The sequence below is a fragment of the Thiothrix subterranea genome, from assembly GCF_016772315.1.
Lineage (GTDB): Bacteria > Pseudomonadota > Gammaproteobacteria > Thiotrichales > Thiotrichaceae > Thiothrix > Thiothrix subterranea.
Map to the genome: position 1 here is coordinate 2,131,839 of NZ_CP053482.1, position 14,920 is coordinate 2,146,758.

Genomic DNA, 14,920 nt, shown 5'->3' on the forward strand with positions numbered 1-14,920 from the left:
TTACATGACCTTGCCTTTGTCAGCTTCTACCGTCGTGGCTTCAGGCTTGAGGCGGGTTTGCACCAAATCCATGCCTTTTAGGATATTCAAGGCTTCAAAGAGTTGATAGTCATCTTCAGCCAGCGGTGATTTCGCTTTATCGGCTTCAATGGCTTTATCGGTTTTCTCGTCAGCTTTTTCGTCGGTTTTCGCTGGTGCTGATTCGCTTGCTTTTTCAGCAGGTTTGCTCTCGGTTTTGTCTGTGCCGTTGGGGTTGCTGAGGTGTTTGCTCAAATTGGCTTCGGATACCGGATCAAGTGTGTCGTCGGTTTCTTCTTCGCCTTTGACTTTCAGGGCTTTGAGTTCAATGTCAGGCATAATGCCTTCCGCTTGAATGGAACGCCCGGATGGGGTGAAATAGCGTGCGGTGGTGAGTTTTACCGCTGTTTTTTCATCCAATTGCAGCACGGTTTGCACGGAACCTTTCCCAAAGGTTTTTTGCCCGACAATCAACGCGCGTTTGTGATCTTTCAGCGCACCCGCCACAATTTCGGAAGCGGAAGCAGAGCCTTGGTTAACCAGCACCACGATTGGGGCGTTATCAATGGCGTCGCCTTTGTTGGCGCTGTATTCCATTTTGGCATCTTCCACGCGCCCTTCGGTGTAAACAATTTTACCGGATTCCAAAAAGGCATCGGATACGCCCACGGCTGCATTCAAAACGCCACCGGGGTTATTGCGCAGGTCAAGTACTAAGCCGCGTAGCTTATCTTTGTTTTCCTTTTTGAGGGTTTCGATACCTTCTAATAAAGATTCCGTGGTTTTGGCTTGGAAGCTGGTGATGCGCACATAACCATAACCCGGTTCTAACAGGCGTTGCTTGACGCTTTTAACCTGAATAATGTCGCGCTTCAGGCTCACTTTGAACGGTTTGTCTTTGCCTTCACGCACGATCATGAGGTCAATATTGCTACCCGGTTTGCCGCGCATCAGTTTGACAGCATCGTTGAGCGTCATGCCTTTCACGGGGGTTTCATCGAGACGAATGATTAAGTCGCCTGCTTGCAAACCGGCTTTTTGCGCGGGAGTATCGTCAATCGGGGAGATTACTTTGACGAAGCCGTCTTCCATGCCGACTTCGATACCCAAACCACCGAATTCACCGCTAGTGCCGACTTGCAGTTCCTTGAATTCTTCTTCATCCAGATAAGCGGAGTGCGGATCAAGGTTGCTAAGCATCCCGCGAATCGCGTTGGTCATCAGGTCTTTGTCTTTGACCTCTTCAACATAATTTTCCTTGATGCGGGTGTAGACCTCGGAAAATTGTTGCAGCTCATCCAACGGCGGGGAGTTTTCAATGGTTTGCCGGAAGGCGAACACATTGAGGCTGATGCTGGTAGTGACACCAATCAAAACGCCAGCCATAGTGCCAGCCAGAACGCGGTAACGTGTATGCATAATCGTATCTCTCCAATGTTTTGGCTGCTTACATCCTTGTCAGCAGAGTTGTTTTGTGGTGGCGTTTACAGTTTGCAAAACTGCCACAGTTTACCACCGTGTGGCGAAAATGCACTTTAGTTGTTGTAAAAATGATGCATTTATAATGGCTTTATTGCGTGTGGAGGTGAAGTGCTCAATACACGTGTCAGCGACACCAACGCGCCGGATTTTGTGGGGTAGTGCCGCTCCTGATTTCAAAATACAGGGCATCTTGGCTTTGTCCACTGGAATTGCCGACAGCAGCAATGGTTTCATTGGCGTTAACCGTCGCCCCTTCCTTTTTGTATACTGCTCGGTTGTACCCGTAAAGGCTCATGTAATTATTGTCGTGTTCGATGATAATTAAGTGTCCGTAACCATCCATCCAGCCGGAAAAAGCCACCCGACCTTTGGCAATCGCTTTAACTTTGCTGCCACCGGGAGCGGCTAGTACTACACCACGCCAGCGTTGTTTCTCATTACGTGCCGAACCGTAGCTGTGGATGATGCGCCCATTAACCGGCCATGGCAATTGCCCCCGCAAACTGGAGAATGCTTTGCCGGAAGTACTGCGGCTGCTGGTTGGCGCACTGTTTACTGGCTGTGCTTTTTTCTCATTGGTGGCGGTCGTTTTTTTGGTAGTGGTTTTTTCTTGAGGCGCTTCGGCTTTGGCGGATGGGGTTTCCTGTGCCTTTTGGTCGGCTTCGGCTTTGCGTGCAGCTAAACGGTCAACGACGCTTTGTAGACCGGCTTCTTCGGTTTTGAGTTTGCCCAGCTTTTTTTCAGAGGCGCGAATATCGCTTTTGATCGTACCCAGTGCAACTGAACGCGCTTTGAGCGTGCTTTCAATATCCACTTTTTGTTGTAGCAGGGTTTTGTTGAGTTGCTGAAGCTCGGTGTTGTCTTTCTCAATCGTGGTACGTACTGCATCACTTTCTTTTAGGATTTTTTGGATGCCTTGAATCCGTGCAACCCGGTTGTCGTTCAAGTATTCAAAGTAACGGATGGTACGGCTGATGTCAGACGGCTCGTCTTGACGCAACAATAGGCGCAAATGCGATTGTTCCCCAGCGGTATACAGGGCTTGTAATTGTTGAGCCAGCCCGTTTTTCTGGGCGGCAAGCTCCGCATCCAATTTCTGTTGTTTGCGGACAGATTCTTCTAATTTGACGAGGGCGGCTTCGATCTTTTTTTCAGTTTGATAATACTTGTCAGAAATGTCGCCCAGTTTTTTTTCAAGCTGCGTCACTTCGCCCTGCAATTCGCGGGATTCGCCTTTCTGCGTTTGCAGACTATTGGAGAGTTGGCGAATATCACGTTGTAGCTGCTGCTGTTTTTGGGTGTCAGCAATACTTATGCCACTCCACGAAAGTAGCAATAAAGCGAGTAGAGGTAAGTAAGATTTCACCGTTTGTCAGGGTTCTGAATGCCTATAGTAATAAGGAGTCTACCATAAGAAATGGATGACACGGAATGTAATAGGGTATATTATTGTATTTGTCTATACTAATATACTTAGTTACTTAAAAATACCATTTTCGATGAGGAAATCTATGGGTAGCATTGCTCTCGGCAGTAAGTGTGACTTCACGATTGAAGATATGTTGGTCAAGGAAGAAGACATTGACCGTGCTTCCCGTTCATTAAAAGCGATTTCGCATCCCTTGCGTCTGAAAATTTTGTGCGTACTGGGGGATAAAGAAGTCAGCGTGCAAGATATTGTGGATAATGTCGGCACATCACAAAGCAATATTTCCCAGCATCTCGCTATTTTGCGTGATAAAGGAATTCTTGCTTCACGTAAAGATGCTAATCGTGTTTATTATCGGGTGGGTGATTATCGCACACTGCGCTTGATCAGCATGATGCAGGAAGTTTTTTGCAGTGCCCCACACTGAATATCTACCTGCCTATTACCAAAAAATCTGTGTTTAGGGGTTTACCTGGTTCTTGGTGATGTATATCTTTAGCCACTGTTCGTTGCTGAAGGGTCTAATGTGGAAGAATATATTGTTTTCGCCCGTAATCACCCCGTATTGCTGATGGGATTGGTTGCTATCATTGGCATGATCGTCTGGACAGAGTTCAGTCGCCTCACTCGTAAATACAAACAAGTTAACACGACTCAGGCGGTGCAAATCCTGAATCAGGATGGTTCAGTGGTCATTGACGTCCGCGAAGATGGCGAAGTAAACGCCGGAAAAATCAAAGGTGCGAAACACATTCCACTGGGGCAATTGAAAAAACGCTTGGTTGAGCTGGAACAGGCTAAAAATAAACCTGTTTTGGTGTATTGTCGCAGCGGTAGCCGTTCTGCGCACGCTTGCAGTGTCATGACCAAAGAAGGTTTTGCGAACGTCAGTAATCTGGCGGGTGGCATCATGGCATGGGAGTCCGCCAATCTTCCGGTTACTAAACGATGAACCAACGCCCGGTACGCATGTACGCCACGCTATTTTGCCCCTATTGTTTACGCGCGCGGATGTTGCTCAAACGCAAGGGCATTCAGTACGAAGAAATCAGTGTCGGCAGCGATGCAACGCTGTGGGCAGAGATGGAACGTCTCAGTCAACGTGACACGGTGCCACAAATATTCATCGGTGATTTATCCATCGGTGGCTATGATGACATGGCGGCGTTAGACCGTGCTGGCAAGCTTGATGCCTTGCTGTTTGAACCTTAAATCCATTAGAGGGGTATGCTATGAGCGACGCTCAACCACAAGAACAACAATTTATTATTCAGCGTATTTATATCAAGGATGTTTCGTTTGAAGCGCCCAACTCACCGGCTATTTTCACCCAAGAGTGGAATCCCAACACCAATCTGGACTTGAATACCAAGGTTAATACCTTGGCTAATGATAATTACGAAGTGGAGTTGTTCATTACCATTACCGTCAAAAGTGATGACAAAACCGCCTTTTTGGTGGAAGTCAAACAGGCTGGGGTGTTCTTTATCCAAGGTTACGCGCAAGAGCAACTGAATCATTTACTGGCGGCTTATTGTCCTAACATTCTGTTCCCGTATGCGCGGGAAGTGATTGCGGGGATGGTTTCTAAAGGCAGCTTCCCAGAACTGCACTTATCCCCGATCAATTTTGATGCCTTGTACGCTCGCCGTTTGCAGGAAGAGCAAGCGAAAGCTGGCGCGGCATGAGTGAACGCATCCAGTCCATCGCGGTTTACGGCGCAGGCTCGTGGGGAACCGCGTTAGCGTTGCAATTGGCGCGTAATGGGCTGGATGTGTTGTTGTGGGATATTAACCCTGAGCACGTTGCCAATTTGAATCGGCAACGTGAAAACGCGCATTACCTGCCGGGTATTGCTTTTCCTGACAAACTCCAGTGTTCCGCTGATTTGCCAACGGTGGCAGCGTTTGCGGATTACCATTTGGTCGTCGTTCCAAGCCATGTTTTCCGTGAAATGTTGCGGAAATTGGCTCCCTTATTGAACGCTGCTGATGCGGTTCTGTGGGCGACCAAAGGGTTGGAGCTGGAAACCGGCAAGTTGCTGCATCAGGTATTGGAAGAGGAATTGCCGCAATGTCGCGCTTATGGTGTGGTGTCTGGCCCCACCTTTGCGGCTGAAGTGGCACGTGGTCTGCCCACAGCTATGACCGTGGCAGCCAACCAGCCTGCTTTAGCACAAGCCGTTGCTGCGGCGTTTAGTGCAGCGAATTACCGCGCTTACATCAGTAACGATGTGTTAGGCGTGGAATTGGGCGGGGCGGTAAAAAATGTCTTGGCAATTGCGGCAGGCATTTCCGACGGTTTGGGTTTCGGTGCGAATGCGCGGGTGGCGATTGTCACACGCGGCTTGGCGGAAATCATGCGTTTGGGCGCAAAGCTCGGCGCACAACCTGAAACCTTGATGGGCTTAGCTGGTGTCGGCGATTTGGTGCTGACTTGCACCGATAACCAATCGCGCAACCGGCGCTTAGGCTTGGCACTCGGTCAAGGCAAAAGCCGGGATGCGGCGCTTGCGGAAATCGGTCAGGCGGTAGAAGGGGCGAAATCAGCGCTTTCCATTGGTAAATTAGCCGAACGTGCCGGGGTGGAAATGCCGATTTGCCAGCAAGTTTACCGCATTCTTTACGAACATTTACCGCCCAAACAGGCGGTCAACGAACTGCTTTCGCGTGATTTGAAAGCGGAATTCTGAGCGTTTAATTTACGTTTATTTATTGGGAGTTCGCCCATGAACACCATTCCCGCCTACGCTATCGGCATCGTGATGGATCCGATCAGCAGCATTACCATTAAAAAAGACAGTACCTTCGCGATGATGCTGGAAGCCCAGCGCCGAGGTTGCCCTTTATTCCATATTCTGCAAGGCGACTTGTTTATGGATGATGGTGTGGTGTTTGCCAAAATGAACCCGGTGACGGTTAAAGACGATCCCAGTGCTTGGTTTACGTTCGGTGAAGCGCTGGTAAAACCGCTGCATGAATTGCCGGTGGTGTTAATGCGCAAAGATCCGCCGTTTGACATGGAATACATTTACAGCACGTATTTGCTGGAATTGGTGCAAAAACGCGGCACGCTGGTGGTGAATCGCCCAGAAAGTATTCGCAGTGCCAATGAAAAATTGTTTGCCGCGTGGTTTCCTGACTATTGCCCACCGACTCGCGTGACCCGCGATATGGCACGTATCCGCGAATTTTTGGCGCAACAGCAACACATTGTGGTGAAACCCTTGGATGGCATGGGCGGTTCAATGATTTTCCAGATTAAGCAAGGCGATCCGAACAGCAATGTGATTCTGGAAGCGATTACCGCGCACGGCACGCGCACGGTGATGGCACAGCGCTTTTTGCCGGAATACAAACAGGGCGATAAGCGCATTTTGCTGATCGACGGTGAGCCGTTCCCTCATGCACTGGCACGAATTCCGGCGGAAGGCGAGGGGCGGGCGAATTTGGCGGCGGGCGGTACGGGCGTGGGTGTGGATTTGACGGAACGCGAATTTACGATTTGCGCCGGTATTGCGCCGGTATTGCGGGAGATGGGTTTGCTGTTTGTAGGGCTGGATGTGATCGGCGATTACGTGACTGAGATTAATGTCACTAGCCCGACCTGCATTCGCGAATTGGATACGATTTATGCGGCTAATATTGCCAGCCTGCTATGGGATGCGGTTGAGTGCAGGCTGGCGTAGCCGTTTTAGATCAATCGGATACTTTTTTCAGCATATCGAATAGCTCGTCTTTGAGATGCAAGCGCCGCAGTTTCAGGGTTTCGACAAATTCATCCGCATGAACTTCGATCCCTTGTTCAATGCGGTGTAGTTGGTCATCGACCTCGTGATACTCGTCGAACAGGCGAGCAAAATGGCGATCTTCCATTTTTAGCTGGTGAATTTGCTCTTTGTACTCAGGGAATTCCGTTGCGAGGTTATGAGATTCTCCAAACATTCGTTACCTTCCTTTATTTATTAACGTGCCAGTTCAGGCTACCACAGTGTGTGCGGGTGTGGCGTGAGTTAAATCAAGTTCCTCGCTGTGTTAGCATCCGTATTATTTAGTAACAGGAGTCAAGCGTGAAAGCCAGAGTCAAATGGTTGGATAATATGAGTTTCGTTGGCGAGTCCGGCAGTGGGCATTCAGTGGTGATGGACGGTGCGCCCGAATTCGGTGGGCGTAACCTCGGAATGCGCCCGATGGAAATGCTATTGCTGGGCTTGGGCGGTTGTTCGTCTTTCGACGTGGTGCTGATTCTGCAAAAATCCAAACAGCAGGTGGTGGATTGTGAAGTGCTGATGGAAGCCGAACGTGCCGACAAAGATCCCAAAGTTTTCACCCGTATCCACCTGCATTTTGTGGTCAGCGGACGCAACCTTGCTGCTGATAAAGTTGAGCGTGCGGTGAAATTATCGGCTGAAAAATATTGCTCCGCATCCATTATGCTGGGTAAAACCGCTGAGATTACCCACGATTTTGAAGTCCTTGAGGCATTGTGAAGCATTTATTTCACTTGCACGCGGGGGCATAGTTTTGCATAGTTCACTCCCATGCCAGTTGTCGGTCAACTGGCTGATTTTTTTATGCTACGCCTGATAAAGAGGATGATCAGAATTGGTTGAGCGTCATCAAAAGCAGATTCGCCTGCACGGGTTTAATAACCTGACTAAAACCTTAAGTTTTAACATTTACGACATCTGCTACGCAAGGAGTCCGGCTCACCGTGAAGAATACCTCGCGTACATTGATGAAGAATACAATGCTGACCGTTTGACCAAAATCCTTACGGATGTGGCAGACATTATCGGCGCTAATATTTTGAACGTGGCACGCCAAGATTATGATCCACAAGGCGCAAGCGTCACCATTCTGGTCTCGGAAGAGCCTGTGTTGTCGGAAGAAAAGATCACCGCGTCCGCTTCCGCTCGCCCCGGCCCTTACCCGGAAGACGTGGTGGCACATTTGGATAAAAGCCATTTGACGGTACACACTTACCCGGAAAGTCACCCCGATAATGGCATCAGTACGTTCCGTGCGGACATTGATGTATCCACCTGTGGGCGCATCTCGCCGTTGAAAGCATTGAATTACTTAATACACAGTTTAGAGTCCGATATTGTCATTATGGACTATCGGGTGCGTGGTTTTACCCGTGATGTGAAGGGTAAAAAGCACTTCATCGACCATAAGATCAACTCTATCCAAAACTTCTTGTCACCCGAAACAAAACGTAATTATTCCATGCTAGACGTTAATGTTTATCAAGAGAATATCTTTCATACCAAAATGATGTTGAAAGAATTTGATCTGGATAACTACTTGTTTGGTTTGGGTAAAAATGATTATTTTGAAAAAGACATCAAGCAGATTGAAACGCAATTACGCAAGGAAATGAAAGAGATTTTCTACGGCAGAAACACCGGCAGTTTGTGATTGCTATCACAGAAATTGCGTCGCAAACGTGTTAGTAATGACCGCTGATTCGCTTGATGATTAGTTGATTTTTATTATCATTTGAGGCCAATATGTTGTAATTCAGCAACATATTGGCAAGTTCCGAACAATTGAAACATTCAATAGTAGATATGAGCTAATATTGCTCACCATGGTTGTCTCTGGTGTATAGACTCTGCTAACGTTCACTTCGTGGGGTTTTATAGTGTGTGAAAACGCCACAAAAAATTATTGTTCTATACGAAAGAACGCAAGAAAGGTTATACAAGAGATTATGAGTAGTGTTAGTGTAAAGTCATTGACCCTGTTGAGTCTGGGGGCAGTGGCGTTGTTACTGGCTGGCTGTAATTCTGAAACTGTTAAAACTGCGGAAGCAGAACAAGCCAAGGTATACACCGCGCAATTTGCCCATTCTGAAAATACTTCGGCAAGTGTGACCAGAATACCTGTTCAAGCCTCACGTGATACCACTTTGTTGGATCGGGTAGTCTGGAACGCTGAAAAGCAAAAAGGCAAGATGTATCGCTACGGCGGCGAAAGCCCTAAAACGGGTTTTGATTGCAGTGGTTTGACGCAGTTTGCATTTGAGCAAGGCGCTGGGGTTTCCCTGCCACGTACCGCTGCCGATCAATACGCATCATCGGTCAAAATTGCGAAGCATGAAGCCAGCAAAGGCGACTTGGTTTTCTTCAAAACCAGTGGTAAGCGCATCAGTCATGTCGGTATTTATTTGGGGGATGATAAGTTTGTCCATGCACCGCGTACCGGTAAAGCCATCACCACCGACAAGCTGCAAGGCTATTGGGCTAATAAGCTGGTGGGCTTCGGACGTGTTCCGGGTGCTTGCAAACCTGCTTATTCCTAACGTGTTCCTCCAAAAAGGCCGCCATTAACTGCGGCCTTTTTCATTTGAGTGGGTGTCATTACGGCAAGCTGTTGAGCCAGTTAGCGACCACGGCTGTGAGCGCATCACCCTTGTCTTTGTAATAATGATCAGCATCGGGTAACACCATTTGTTTGGAATGGGTATTGCCTGCTTTCTGCATCAGGGCCTGACGTTCTGGGGCAAGGCTGAGTACTTGCGGAAAGTCTTTTTCACCGTATATGTCCAGTACCGGTACAGATAATTTATCCAGCGGGAAAGGGTGTAGCAGTTCCTGTTCATAATCGGTCGCCCCCATGCCTAGCCCCACGTAAGCAGCAAGGTCACGCCCGCCCGTCGTGTCTACCCAATTCATCGCCATGTGTGCGCCACAACTGTGAGCAGCCAGCACAATTTTGGTAATGCCCTGTTGTTTCAAAAAAGCGACACCGGCGTTAATGCGTTTGTCTGCATTGGCAAACAGTGGCACGTAATCATAATACTTGGCTTCTTTTTCCAGAACCGGCATTTGCAAGGACAGGGTTGTCCAGCCTTTTGCCACCAAACCTACCCGTAAAGGGTGCGCAACATCTTCCCAGTCAGGGTGATAGCCGCGCCCGTGCAAAATAATAACCGCCCCACGCGGCTGTTCCGCTGATGTAAGAATACCCATGAAATTTTGCGCGCCGTCATTCAGGCTAATGACTTCGCCTTCCATGATCGTGTCGCTGATTTCGCTCGCAAGGCGTTGCTCGCGGGCGTAATCAGGGGTGGCGTTAGCATCCGGTGCCGGTTTGGTTGCAGCCGGTGGGGTTACATCATTTTTTTTTTCTTCCAAGGCATTTGGCTCGGAAGGGGTGGGAACAGGCGCCGGGGGAGCGGCAGGCATTGGAACAGCCTGCGGTGGCGGCGGCATCATTGGCGGTGCGACCGGTTGCGCCAGTGGTGCAGGCGCTACAACTGCTGGTAGGGGTTCAGTCAGTGGTGCAGGCGCTACAACTGCCGGGGCGGGTTGCGCCAGTGGCACAGGGGCTACAGCCGCTGGTGCAGGTTCAGCCATTGGCACAGGTGCTATCGCAGGTGCTGGCTGTGCACCGGGCAATGCCGCATCCGCAGTAGGCGCAACACTTGGCATGGTCACTGGCATGGTTTCGCTTGCCACCGCTTCAGGTGTTGGGGTGTTGGCTGCTTCTGGAGCAGGGCTGGCAATATTCACAGCAGGGCGCATGACCATTAAGGCCAACACCACAACGGAGGCAAGCGTGTAAACGGCTGCGGCAACTTTCATGTTCCTCATCTCCTCGACGGGTTCGTGTTTGGTTAAATCGAATGAAACATTCAAAATATACGATTGGAAGTGGGTGGTAATTTCACTTAGAGTATAATGCTCCAAGAAGTTTAATCAACCATGCAACCGAGGAGTCCACTATGGAACTGAAGGGAAGTAAGACAGAACAGCATCTGAAAGATGCCTTTGCTGGTGAATCACAGGCCAACCGCCGTTATTTGTACTTCGCAGCCAAAGCCGACGTGGAAGGCTACAACGACGTTGCGACTGTATTCCGCTCCACTGCGGAAGGTGAAACCGGTCACGCGCACGGTCACTTGGAATACTTGGAAGCCTCTGGCGACCCAGCAACAGGTCTGCCCATCGGCCCGACGGCTGCTAACCTGAAAGCTTCTATCGCTGGCGAAACCCACGAGTACACTGACATGTACCCTGGTATGGCAAAAGACGCACGTGAAGAAGGTTTCGACGAAATCGCGGATTGGTTCGAGACACTGGCAAAAGCGGAGCGTTCCCACGCTAACCGTTTCCAGAAAGCACTGGATAATCTGGACGCTTAATTAAGATTACCCCTCACCCTAACCCTCTCCCTCAAGGGGAGAGGGGCTAAGAGAGCATCTTTCTTGCTCCCCTCGCCCCTTGAGGGAGAGGGGCTGGGGGTGAGGGGTTCTTCACCGGAGAACAACAATCATGGCAACCCCGACCCGCGAAGGCAGCCTACAAGCCCCCACCCGTCACGCGCTGGACTGGAAAAACCCCGAATTTTATAACGAAGATGCTGTCCTGCACGAAATGGAGCGCGTTTTCGATCTTTGTCACGGTTGCCGCCGTTGCGTCAGCCTGTGCAATTCCTTCCCCACCTTATTCGATTTGGTGGATGAGTCCTCCACAATGGAAGTGGATGGCGTTGATAAAAAAGATTATTGGAAGGTCGTGGATCATTGCTATCTGTGCGACCTGTGTTACATGACCAAATGCCCCTATATTCCGCCGCATGAGTGGAATATCGACTTCCCGCACCTGATGCTGCGTGCCAAAGCGGTGAAGTTTAAGAAGGGTGAAACCAAATTCCGCGATAAAGTGCTGAGTTCCACTGATATGGTCGGCAAGCTGGCGGGCATTCCGGTGGTTGCGGGTGTGGTCAATAAAATGAATCAAAGCCCCGCATTCCGCAAACAACTGGATAAAGTGCTGGGTGTGCATCCGAATGCGAAAATCCCGTCGTATCACAGCGATAAAGGGCGTGACCGTGTAGCACGTTACAAAAATTTAGATGAATCCAAGGCTGTGGCGGCAGGGCGTACTACCGGCAAAGTGGCGATTTTTGCAACTTGCTACGGCAATTACAACGAGCCGCACATCGTCGATGATTTGCGTAAGGTGTTTGAAATCAACGGTATTCCAGTGACGTTGCTGGATAAAGAACAATGCTGTGGAATGCCGAAGCTGGAACTGGGTGATCTGGAATCAGTAGCGGCGGCGAAAGAAGCCAATATTCCAGCGATGATGAAACTCATCAACGAAGGCTGGGATATTGTCGGCCCCGTGCCATCGTGTGTGTTGATGTTCAAGCAGGAATTGCCGCTGATGTTCCCCGATGATGCGGATGTGCAAACGGTGAAAGGGCGTATTTTCGACCCGTTCGAGTACCTGATGCTGCGTCACAAGGAAGGCAAGTTGAATACCGATTTCAAAAAGCCATTGGGTAAAGTCAGTTACCACACGGCTTGCCATTTGCGGGTGCAAAACATCGGCTACAAAACCCGCGAATTGCTGGAACTCGTGCCGGATACCAAGTTGGAATTGCTGGAACGCTGTTCCGGGCATGACGGTACGTATGCGGTGAAAAGCGAATTTCACGATATTTCCATAAAAATTTGCCGTCCGCTGTTCGGTAAGGTGAATCAGGCTAAGCCGGATTATTACGGTAGCGATTGCCCGATGGCAGGGCATCAAATCGAGAGTGGGTTGGAAGAGGGTATGCCTCCGCCAACCCACCCGCTGACCATGTTACGCATTGCTTACGGTTTGTAAGGAGAGTGATGATGGAAAAGTTGACCCGTACAGACTTGCTGAGTCTGGAACAGTATTCAATCGAGCGCAAAGCCTTCCGCGAGAAGGTGATGGCGCACAAAGCTGACCGCAAAATACACATTGGCCCGAATGCGACGCTGTATTTTGAAGACCGCCTGACCATGCAATACCAGATTCAGGAAATGCTGCGGATCGAGAAAATTTTCGAGTCCGCTGGCATTAATGAGGAGCTGGAATCGTATAACCCGTTGATTCCCAATGGCTCGAATTGGAAAGCGACTTTCATGGTGGAGTTTTCCGATGTGGAAGAGCGCAAGGTGCAACTGGGGCGGCTGATTGGAATCGAACGGCATACGTGGGTGCAGGTGGCGGGTTTCGACAAGGTTTACGCGATTGCCAATGAGGATTTGGAGCGCGAAACCGAGGAGAAAACCTCGGCAGTGCATTTTACGCGCTTTGAGTTGACCCCGATTATGGTGGCTTCGGTGAAGGAAGGTGCAGCGATTCAGATAGGGATTGAGCACCCGAATTATGCGTATAGCGTGACTTTGGCTGAAGCGTCGCGTGCGTCACTCGCAGCAGATTTGGGTTAAACCTTAACCAGCATCATCCTCACGGTTAACCACCTTGAGGATGATTTGACACAACCGTTGCCAGTCCGACGGTTTGTGTAAAAAGCTGTTCATCCCCGCCGCTAGGCATTGTTGCCTAACTTCAGCACTCGTGTGCGCGGTCAAGGCAATGACGGGAATGTTGGGGTTGGGGGAATGTTGGCGTATCCATTGCAACACGTCAAAGCCGTTCATGTCGGGCAGGTTAATATCGAGTAATACCACATCAAATGCGTGCTGTTGCAAGTACAGCAATGCACTTTGCCCGTCTGCGGCGACTTCCACTTTGCCGCCCTGAGCACTCAATAGCTCATAACCCAGCAAACGGTTCATAAATTCGTCATCGACCAATAAAATGCGGATGCCCTGCGGCAGTTGGCACAGGGGTTGATGCGCTGCTGAGGCTTCGGTATGGGCGATGTAAAACGGCAATGTGAAGAAAAAATGGCTGCCTTGACCCACGGTGCTTTCAACCGCTAATGTTCCGCCCAAACAGGTGACAAGGCGGCTGCTAATTGCCAGCCCTAAGCCGATGCCGTCCTGTGAAAGGTTGGAGGTGGGTTTGGCTTGGGTAAATTCATCAAAAATCGTCGATAATTTTTCAGCGGCAATGCCAATCCCAGTATCACGCACTGAAAAAGACAGGCGCAATTGCTGGGGTTTGGGTGTCGCATGACGTTGCACCGTGCAAGTAATAGAGCCTTCGAGTGTGTAACGCAGTGCATTTTGCAATAAATTGGTCAGGATTTGCGTTAAGCGTAAGCGGTCGCCCAGTAACGTTTCCGTGATGGCATTATGCCCGACAAATACCAACGACAAGCCTTTTTTCTGTGCCTGATTAAGCGTTAAATCATGCACTTGACGCATCACAATGCTCAGTTGAAAGGGTTCTTGCTGTAGTTCCAGACTATTGCTTTCAATTTTGGCGATGTCTAACACATTGCCCATTAAGCGCGACATGTGTTGGGAGGTTTGCTCCAGTTGCGTGACGTATTCCGCTTGCTTGGGGGTGAGCGCGGTGAGGCGTAACAGCGTGCCTAAGCTGGTGATGGCGTTGAGCGGGGTGCGCAATTCATGGTTAATGGTTGCCAGAAAACTGCTTTTGGCTTGATTCGCGGCGGCGGTATGCTGCATGGCTTCACGCAATAACCTGACTTTTTCCATTTGGACAACGGATAGCAACAGCAAAAAAATCAGGTGTCCTATTGGCATCGCAGTGACGTAAAACGCTTGTACATTCCAGTGTGTCACATTGAAAATCAGTACTAATCCACTGGGTGAGACCAAAAATAGCACGAGGAAGAAAATACCAAAAAAGTAACGTGCAATGCGGTTGCCGGTACGTAAGGCGGCGATACTGGTGCTGAACAGTGCCAGCGTGGCAATAAATGCCATGCTATTGGCAATCAGTGTGCCGCTAGGAATCCAGCCAGTGACTAGGATCAACGGCAAACACGTCAAGATAATCCCGCTTAACAGCCGGTGATGGCGCGGTGTGTGTTGTTTGGTTTGCAGCAATTGTTGGGTGAATAGGCAAGCGGACATACTGGCAAGGTACAGGGGTGTGATGAAAAAATGCGAGCCAGTGTCGTGCAGGAATTTAATGCCCTCAAATACTGGGTTGGAAAGGTGTGTAACCATCGCCATGGCGAGGATATGCGCGACCAGTGACAAATAGCTAGTGCATTGCCAAATTCAGAAATTAGGGTTTTAAGTCACCTGATTTAGGTAGATGCTATGGGCAACACACGA

Annotated in this window: 17 protein-coding genes; 12 read left to right on the top strand and 5 right to left on the bottom strand. The window is 49.6% G+C overall.

Going from position 1 to position 14,920, the window contains the following annotated elements:
* Positions 1-1,437, bottom strand: a complete 1,437-nt coding sequence (locus tag HMY34_RS10480) for a S41 family peptidase (protein WP_202715443.1) — start codon at positions 1,435-1,437, stop codon at positions 1-3.
* Between the two features lie 187 nt (positions 1,438-1,624).
* Entirely contained in the window at positions 1,625-2,866 is a 1,242-nt protein-coding gene (locus HMY34_RS10485) for a murein hydrolase activator EnvC family protein (RefSeq protein WP_202715444.1), read from the bottom strand.
* Positions 2,867-3,011: 145 nt separating this feature from the next.
* Here HMY34_RS10485 and HMY34_RS10490 point away from each other — a divergent pair, with 145 nt between their 5' ends.
* The 6 genes from HMY34_RS10490 to gshB all read left to right on the top strand — a co-directional run bounded on the left by HMY34_RS10490 (position 3,012) and on the right by gshB (position 6,617).
* Positions 3,012-3,356: an ArsR/SmtB family transcription factor gene (locus tag HMY34_RS10490; protein WP_093065357.1), complete on the top strand. Its 345-nt coding sequence runs from the start codon at positions 3,012-3,014 to the stop codon at positions 3,354-3,356.
* Positions 3,357-3,455: 99 nt separating this feature from the next.
* Positions 3,456-3,881 carry a rhodanese-like domain-containing protein gene (locus HMY34_RS10495; protein ID WP_202715445.1) on the top strand — a complete coding sequence of 142 codons (426 nt, stop codon included), beginning with the start codon at positions 3,456-3,458 and terminating at the stop codon, positions 3,879-3,881.
* On the top strand, positions 3,878-4,141 hold the full coding sequence (gene grxC, locus HMY34_RS10500; RefSeq protein ID WP_202715446.1) for a glutaredoxin 3: 264 nt from the start codon (positions 3,878-3,880) through the stop codon (positions 4,139-4,141). The genes HMY34_RS10495 and grxC overlap by 4 nt, the downstream gene beginning before the upstream one ends.
* A gap of 20 nt (positions 4,142-4,161) precedes the next feature.
* Positions 4,162-4,617: a protein-export chaperone SecB gene (gene secB, locus HMY34_RS10505; protein WP_202715447.1), complete on the top strand. Its 456-nt coding sequence runs from the start codon at positions 4,162-4,164 to the stop codon at positions 4,615-4,617.
* Positions 4,614-5,621 carry an NAD(P)H-dependent glycerol-3-phosphate dehydrogenase gene (locus tag HMY34_RS10510; protein WP_202715448.1) on the top strand — a complete coding sequence of 336 codons (1,008 nt, stop codon included), beginning with the start codon at positions 4,614-4,616 and terminating at the stop codon, positions 5,619-5,621. The genes secB and HMY34_RS10510 overlap by 4 nt, the downstream gene beginning before the upstream one ends.
* Before the next feature lie 36 nt (positions 5,622-5,657).
* A complete protein-coding gene (gene gshB, locus HMY34_RS10515; RefSeq protein WP_202715449.1) occupies positions 5,658-6,617 on the top strand; it encodes a glutathione synthase in 960 nt (319 codons plus the stop codon).
* A 10-nt stretch (positions 6,618-6,627) separates the two neighbouring features.
* Here the strand turns inward: gshB and HMY34_RS10520 are convergent, their stop codons facing one another.
* Positions 6,628-6,873 (bottom strand): HP1242/YdcH family protein, encoded by a 246-nt coding sequence (locus HMY34_RS10520; RefSeq protein WP_202715450.1) that lies wholly within the window; start codon positions 6,871-6,873, stop codon positions 6,628-6,630.
* A gap of 125 nt (positions 6,874-6,998) precedes the next feature.
* Between HMY34_RS10520 and HMY34_RS10525 the strand changes: the two genes are divergently transcribed.
* From HMY34_RS10525 to HMY34_RS10535, 3 genes are all read left to right on the top strand, one after another.
* Positions 6,999-7,418 carry an OsmC family protein gene (locus HMY34_RS10525; RefSeq protein ID WP_202715451.1) on the top strand — a complete coding sequence of 140 codons (420 nt, stop codon included), beginning with the start codon at positions 6,999-7,001 and terminating at the stop codon, positions 7,416-7,418.
* 115 nt (positions 7,419-7,533) lie between these two features.
* Entirely contained in the window at positions 7,534-8,352 is an 819-nt protein-coding gene (gene speD, locus HMY34_RS10530) for an adenosylmethionine decarboxylase (protein ID WP_202715452.1), read from the top strand.
* Between the two features lie 295 nt (positions 8,353-8,647).
* Complete coding sequence (locus tag HMY34_RS10535) at positions 8,648-9,238, top strand: C40 family peptidase (protein ID WP_202715453.1); 591 nt, start codon at positions 8,648-8,650, stop codon at positions 9,236-9,238.
* Between the two features lie 58 nt (positions 9,239-9,296).
* On the opposite strand, the gene HMY34_RS10540 is transcribed toward HMY34_RS10535, so the two are convergent.
* Positions 9,297-10,523, bottom strand: coding sequence for a DUF3530 family protein (locus HMY34_RS10540; RefSeq protein WP_202715454.1), 1,227 nt, complete (start codon positions 10,521-10,523; stop codon positions 9,297-9,299).
* Positions 10,524-10,663: 140 nt separating this feature from the next.
* Here HMY34_RS10540 and HMY34_RS10545 point away from each other — a divergent pair, with 140 nt between their 5' ends.
* From HMY34_RS10545 to HMY34_RS10555, 3 genes are all read left to right on the top strand, one after another.
* Complete coding sequence (locus HMY34_RS10545) at positions 10,664-11,083, top strand: rubrerythrin family protein (RefSeq protein ID WP_202715455.1); 420 nt, start codon at positions 10,664-10,666, stop codon at positions 11,081-11,083.
* Between the two features lie 130 nt (positions 11,084-11,213).
* The gene (locus HMY34_RS10550; RefSeq protein WP_202715456.1) at positions 11,214-12,557 is read left to right on the top strand and encodes a (Fe-S)-binding protein; all 1,344 of its coding nucleotides are present in this window, start codon (positions 11,214-11,216) and stop codon (positions 12,555-12,557) included.
* Between the two features lie 11 nt (positions 12,558-12,568).
* Positions 12,569-13,150: a DUF3501 family protein gene (locus tag HMY34_RS10555; RefSeq protein WP_202715457.1), complete on the top strand. Its 582-nt coding sequence runs from the start codon at positions 12,569-12,571 to the stop codon at positions 13,148-13,150.
* A 3-nt stretch (positions 13,151-13,153) separates the two neighbouring features.
* Here the strand turns inward: HMY34_RS10555 and HMY34_RS10560 are convergent, their stop codons facing one another.
* Positions 13,154-14,842, bottom strand: coding sequence for a response regulator (locus tag HMY34_RS10560; RefSeq protein WP_228287823.1), 1,689 nt, complete (start codon positions 14,840-14,842; stop codon positions 13,154-13,156).
* Between the last annotated feature and the right edge of the window lie 78 nt (positions 14,843-14,920).

Coding starts and splice junctions, on each gene's coding strand:
- HMY34_RS10520 (WP_202715450.1), bottom strand. CDS start 6,873: ATGTTTGGAGAATCTCATAACCTCGCAACGGAATTCCCTGAGTACAAA.
- HMY34_RS10490 (WP_093065357.1), top strand. CDS start 3,012: ATGGGTAGCATTGCTCTCGGCAGTAAGTGTGACTTCACGATTGAAGAT.
- HMY34_RS10510 (WP_202715448.1), top strand. CDS start 4,614: ATGAGTGAACGCATCCAGTCCATCGCGGTTTACGGCGCAGGCTCGTGG.
- HMY34_RS10545 (WP_202715455.1), top strand. CDS start 10,664: ATGGAACTGAAGGGAAGTAAGACAGAACAGCATCTGAAAGATGCCTTT.
- HMY34_RS10550 (WP_202715456.1), top strand. CDS start 11,214: ATGGCAACCCCGACCCGCGAAGGCAGCCTACAAGCCCCCACCCGTCAC.
- secB (WP_202715447.1), top strand. CDS start 4,162: ATGAGCGACGCTCAACCACAAGAACAACAATTTATTATTCAGCGTATT.
- HMY34_RS10535 (WP_202715453.1), top strand. CDS start 8,648: ATGAGTAGTGTTAGTGTAAAGTCATTGACCCTGTTGAGTCTGGGGGCA.
- grxC (WP_202715446.1), top strand. CDS start 3,878: ATGAACCAACGCCCGGTACGCATGTACGCCACGCTATTTTGCCCCTAT.
- gshB (WP_202715449.1), top strand. CDS start 5,658: ATGAACACCATTCCCGCCTACGCTATCGGCATCGTGATGGATCCGATC.
- HMY34_RS10555 (WP_202715457.1), top strand. CDS start 12,569: ATGGAAAAGTTGACCCGTACAGACTTGCTGAGTCTGGAACAGTATTCA.
- HMY34_RS10480 (WP_202715443.1), bottom strand. CDS start 1,437: ATGCATACACGTTACCGCGTTCTGGCTGGCACTATGGCTGGCGTTTTG.
- HMY34_RS10540 (WP_202715454.1), bottom strand. CDS start 10,523: ATGAAAGTTGCCGCAGCCGTTTACACGCTTGCCTCCGTTGTGGTGTTG.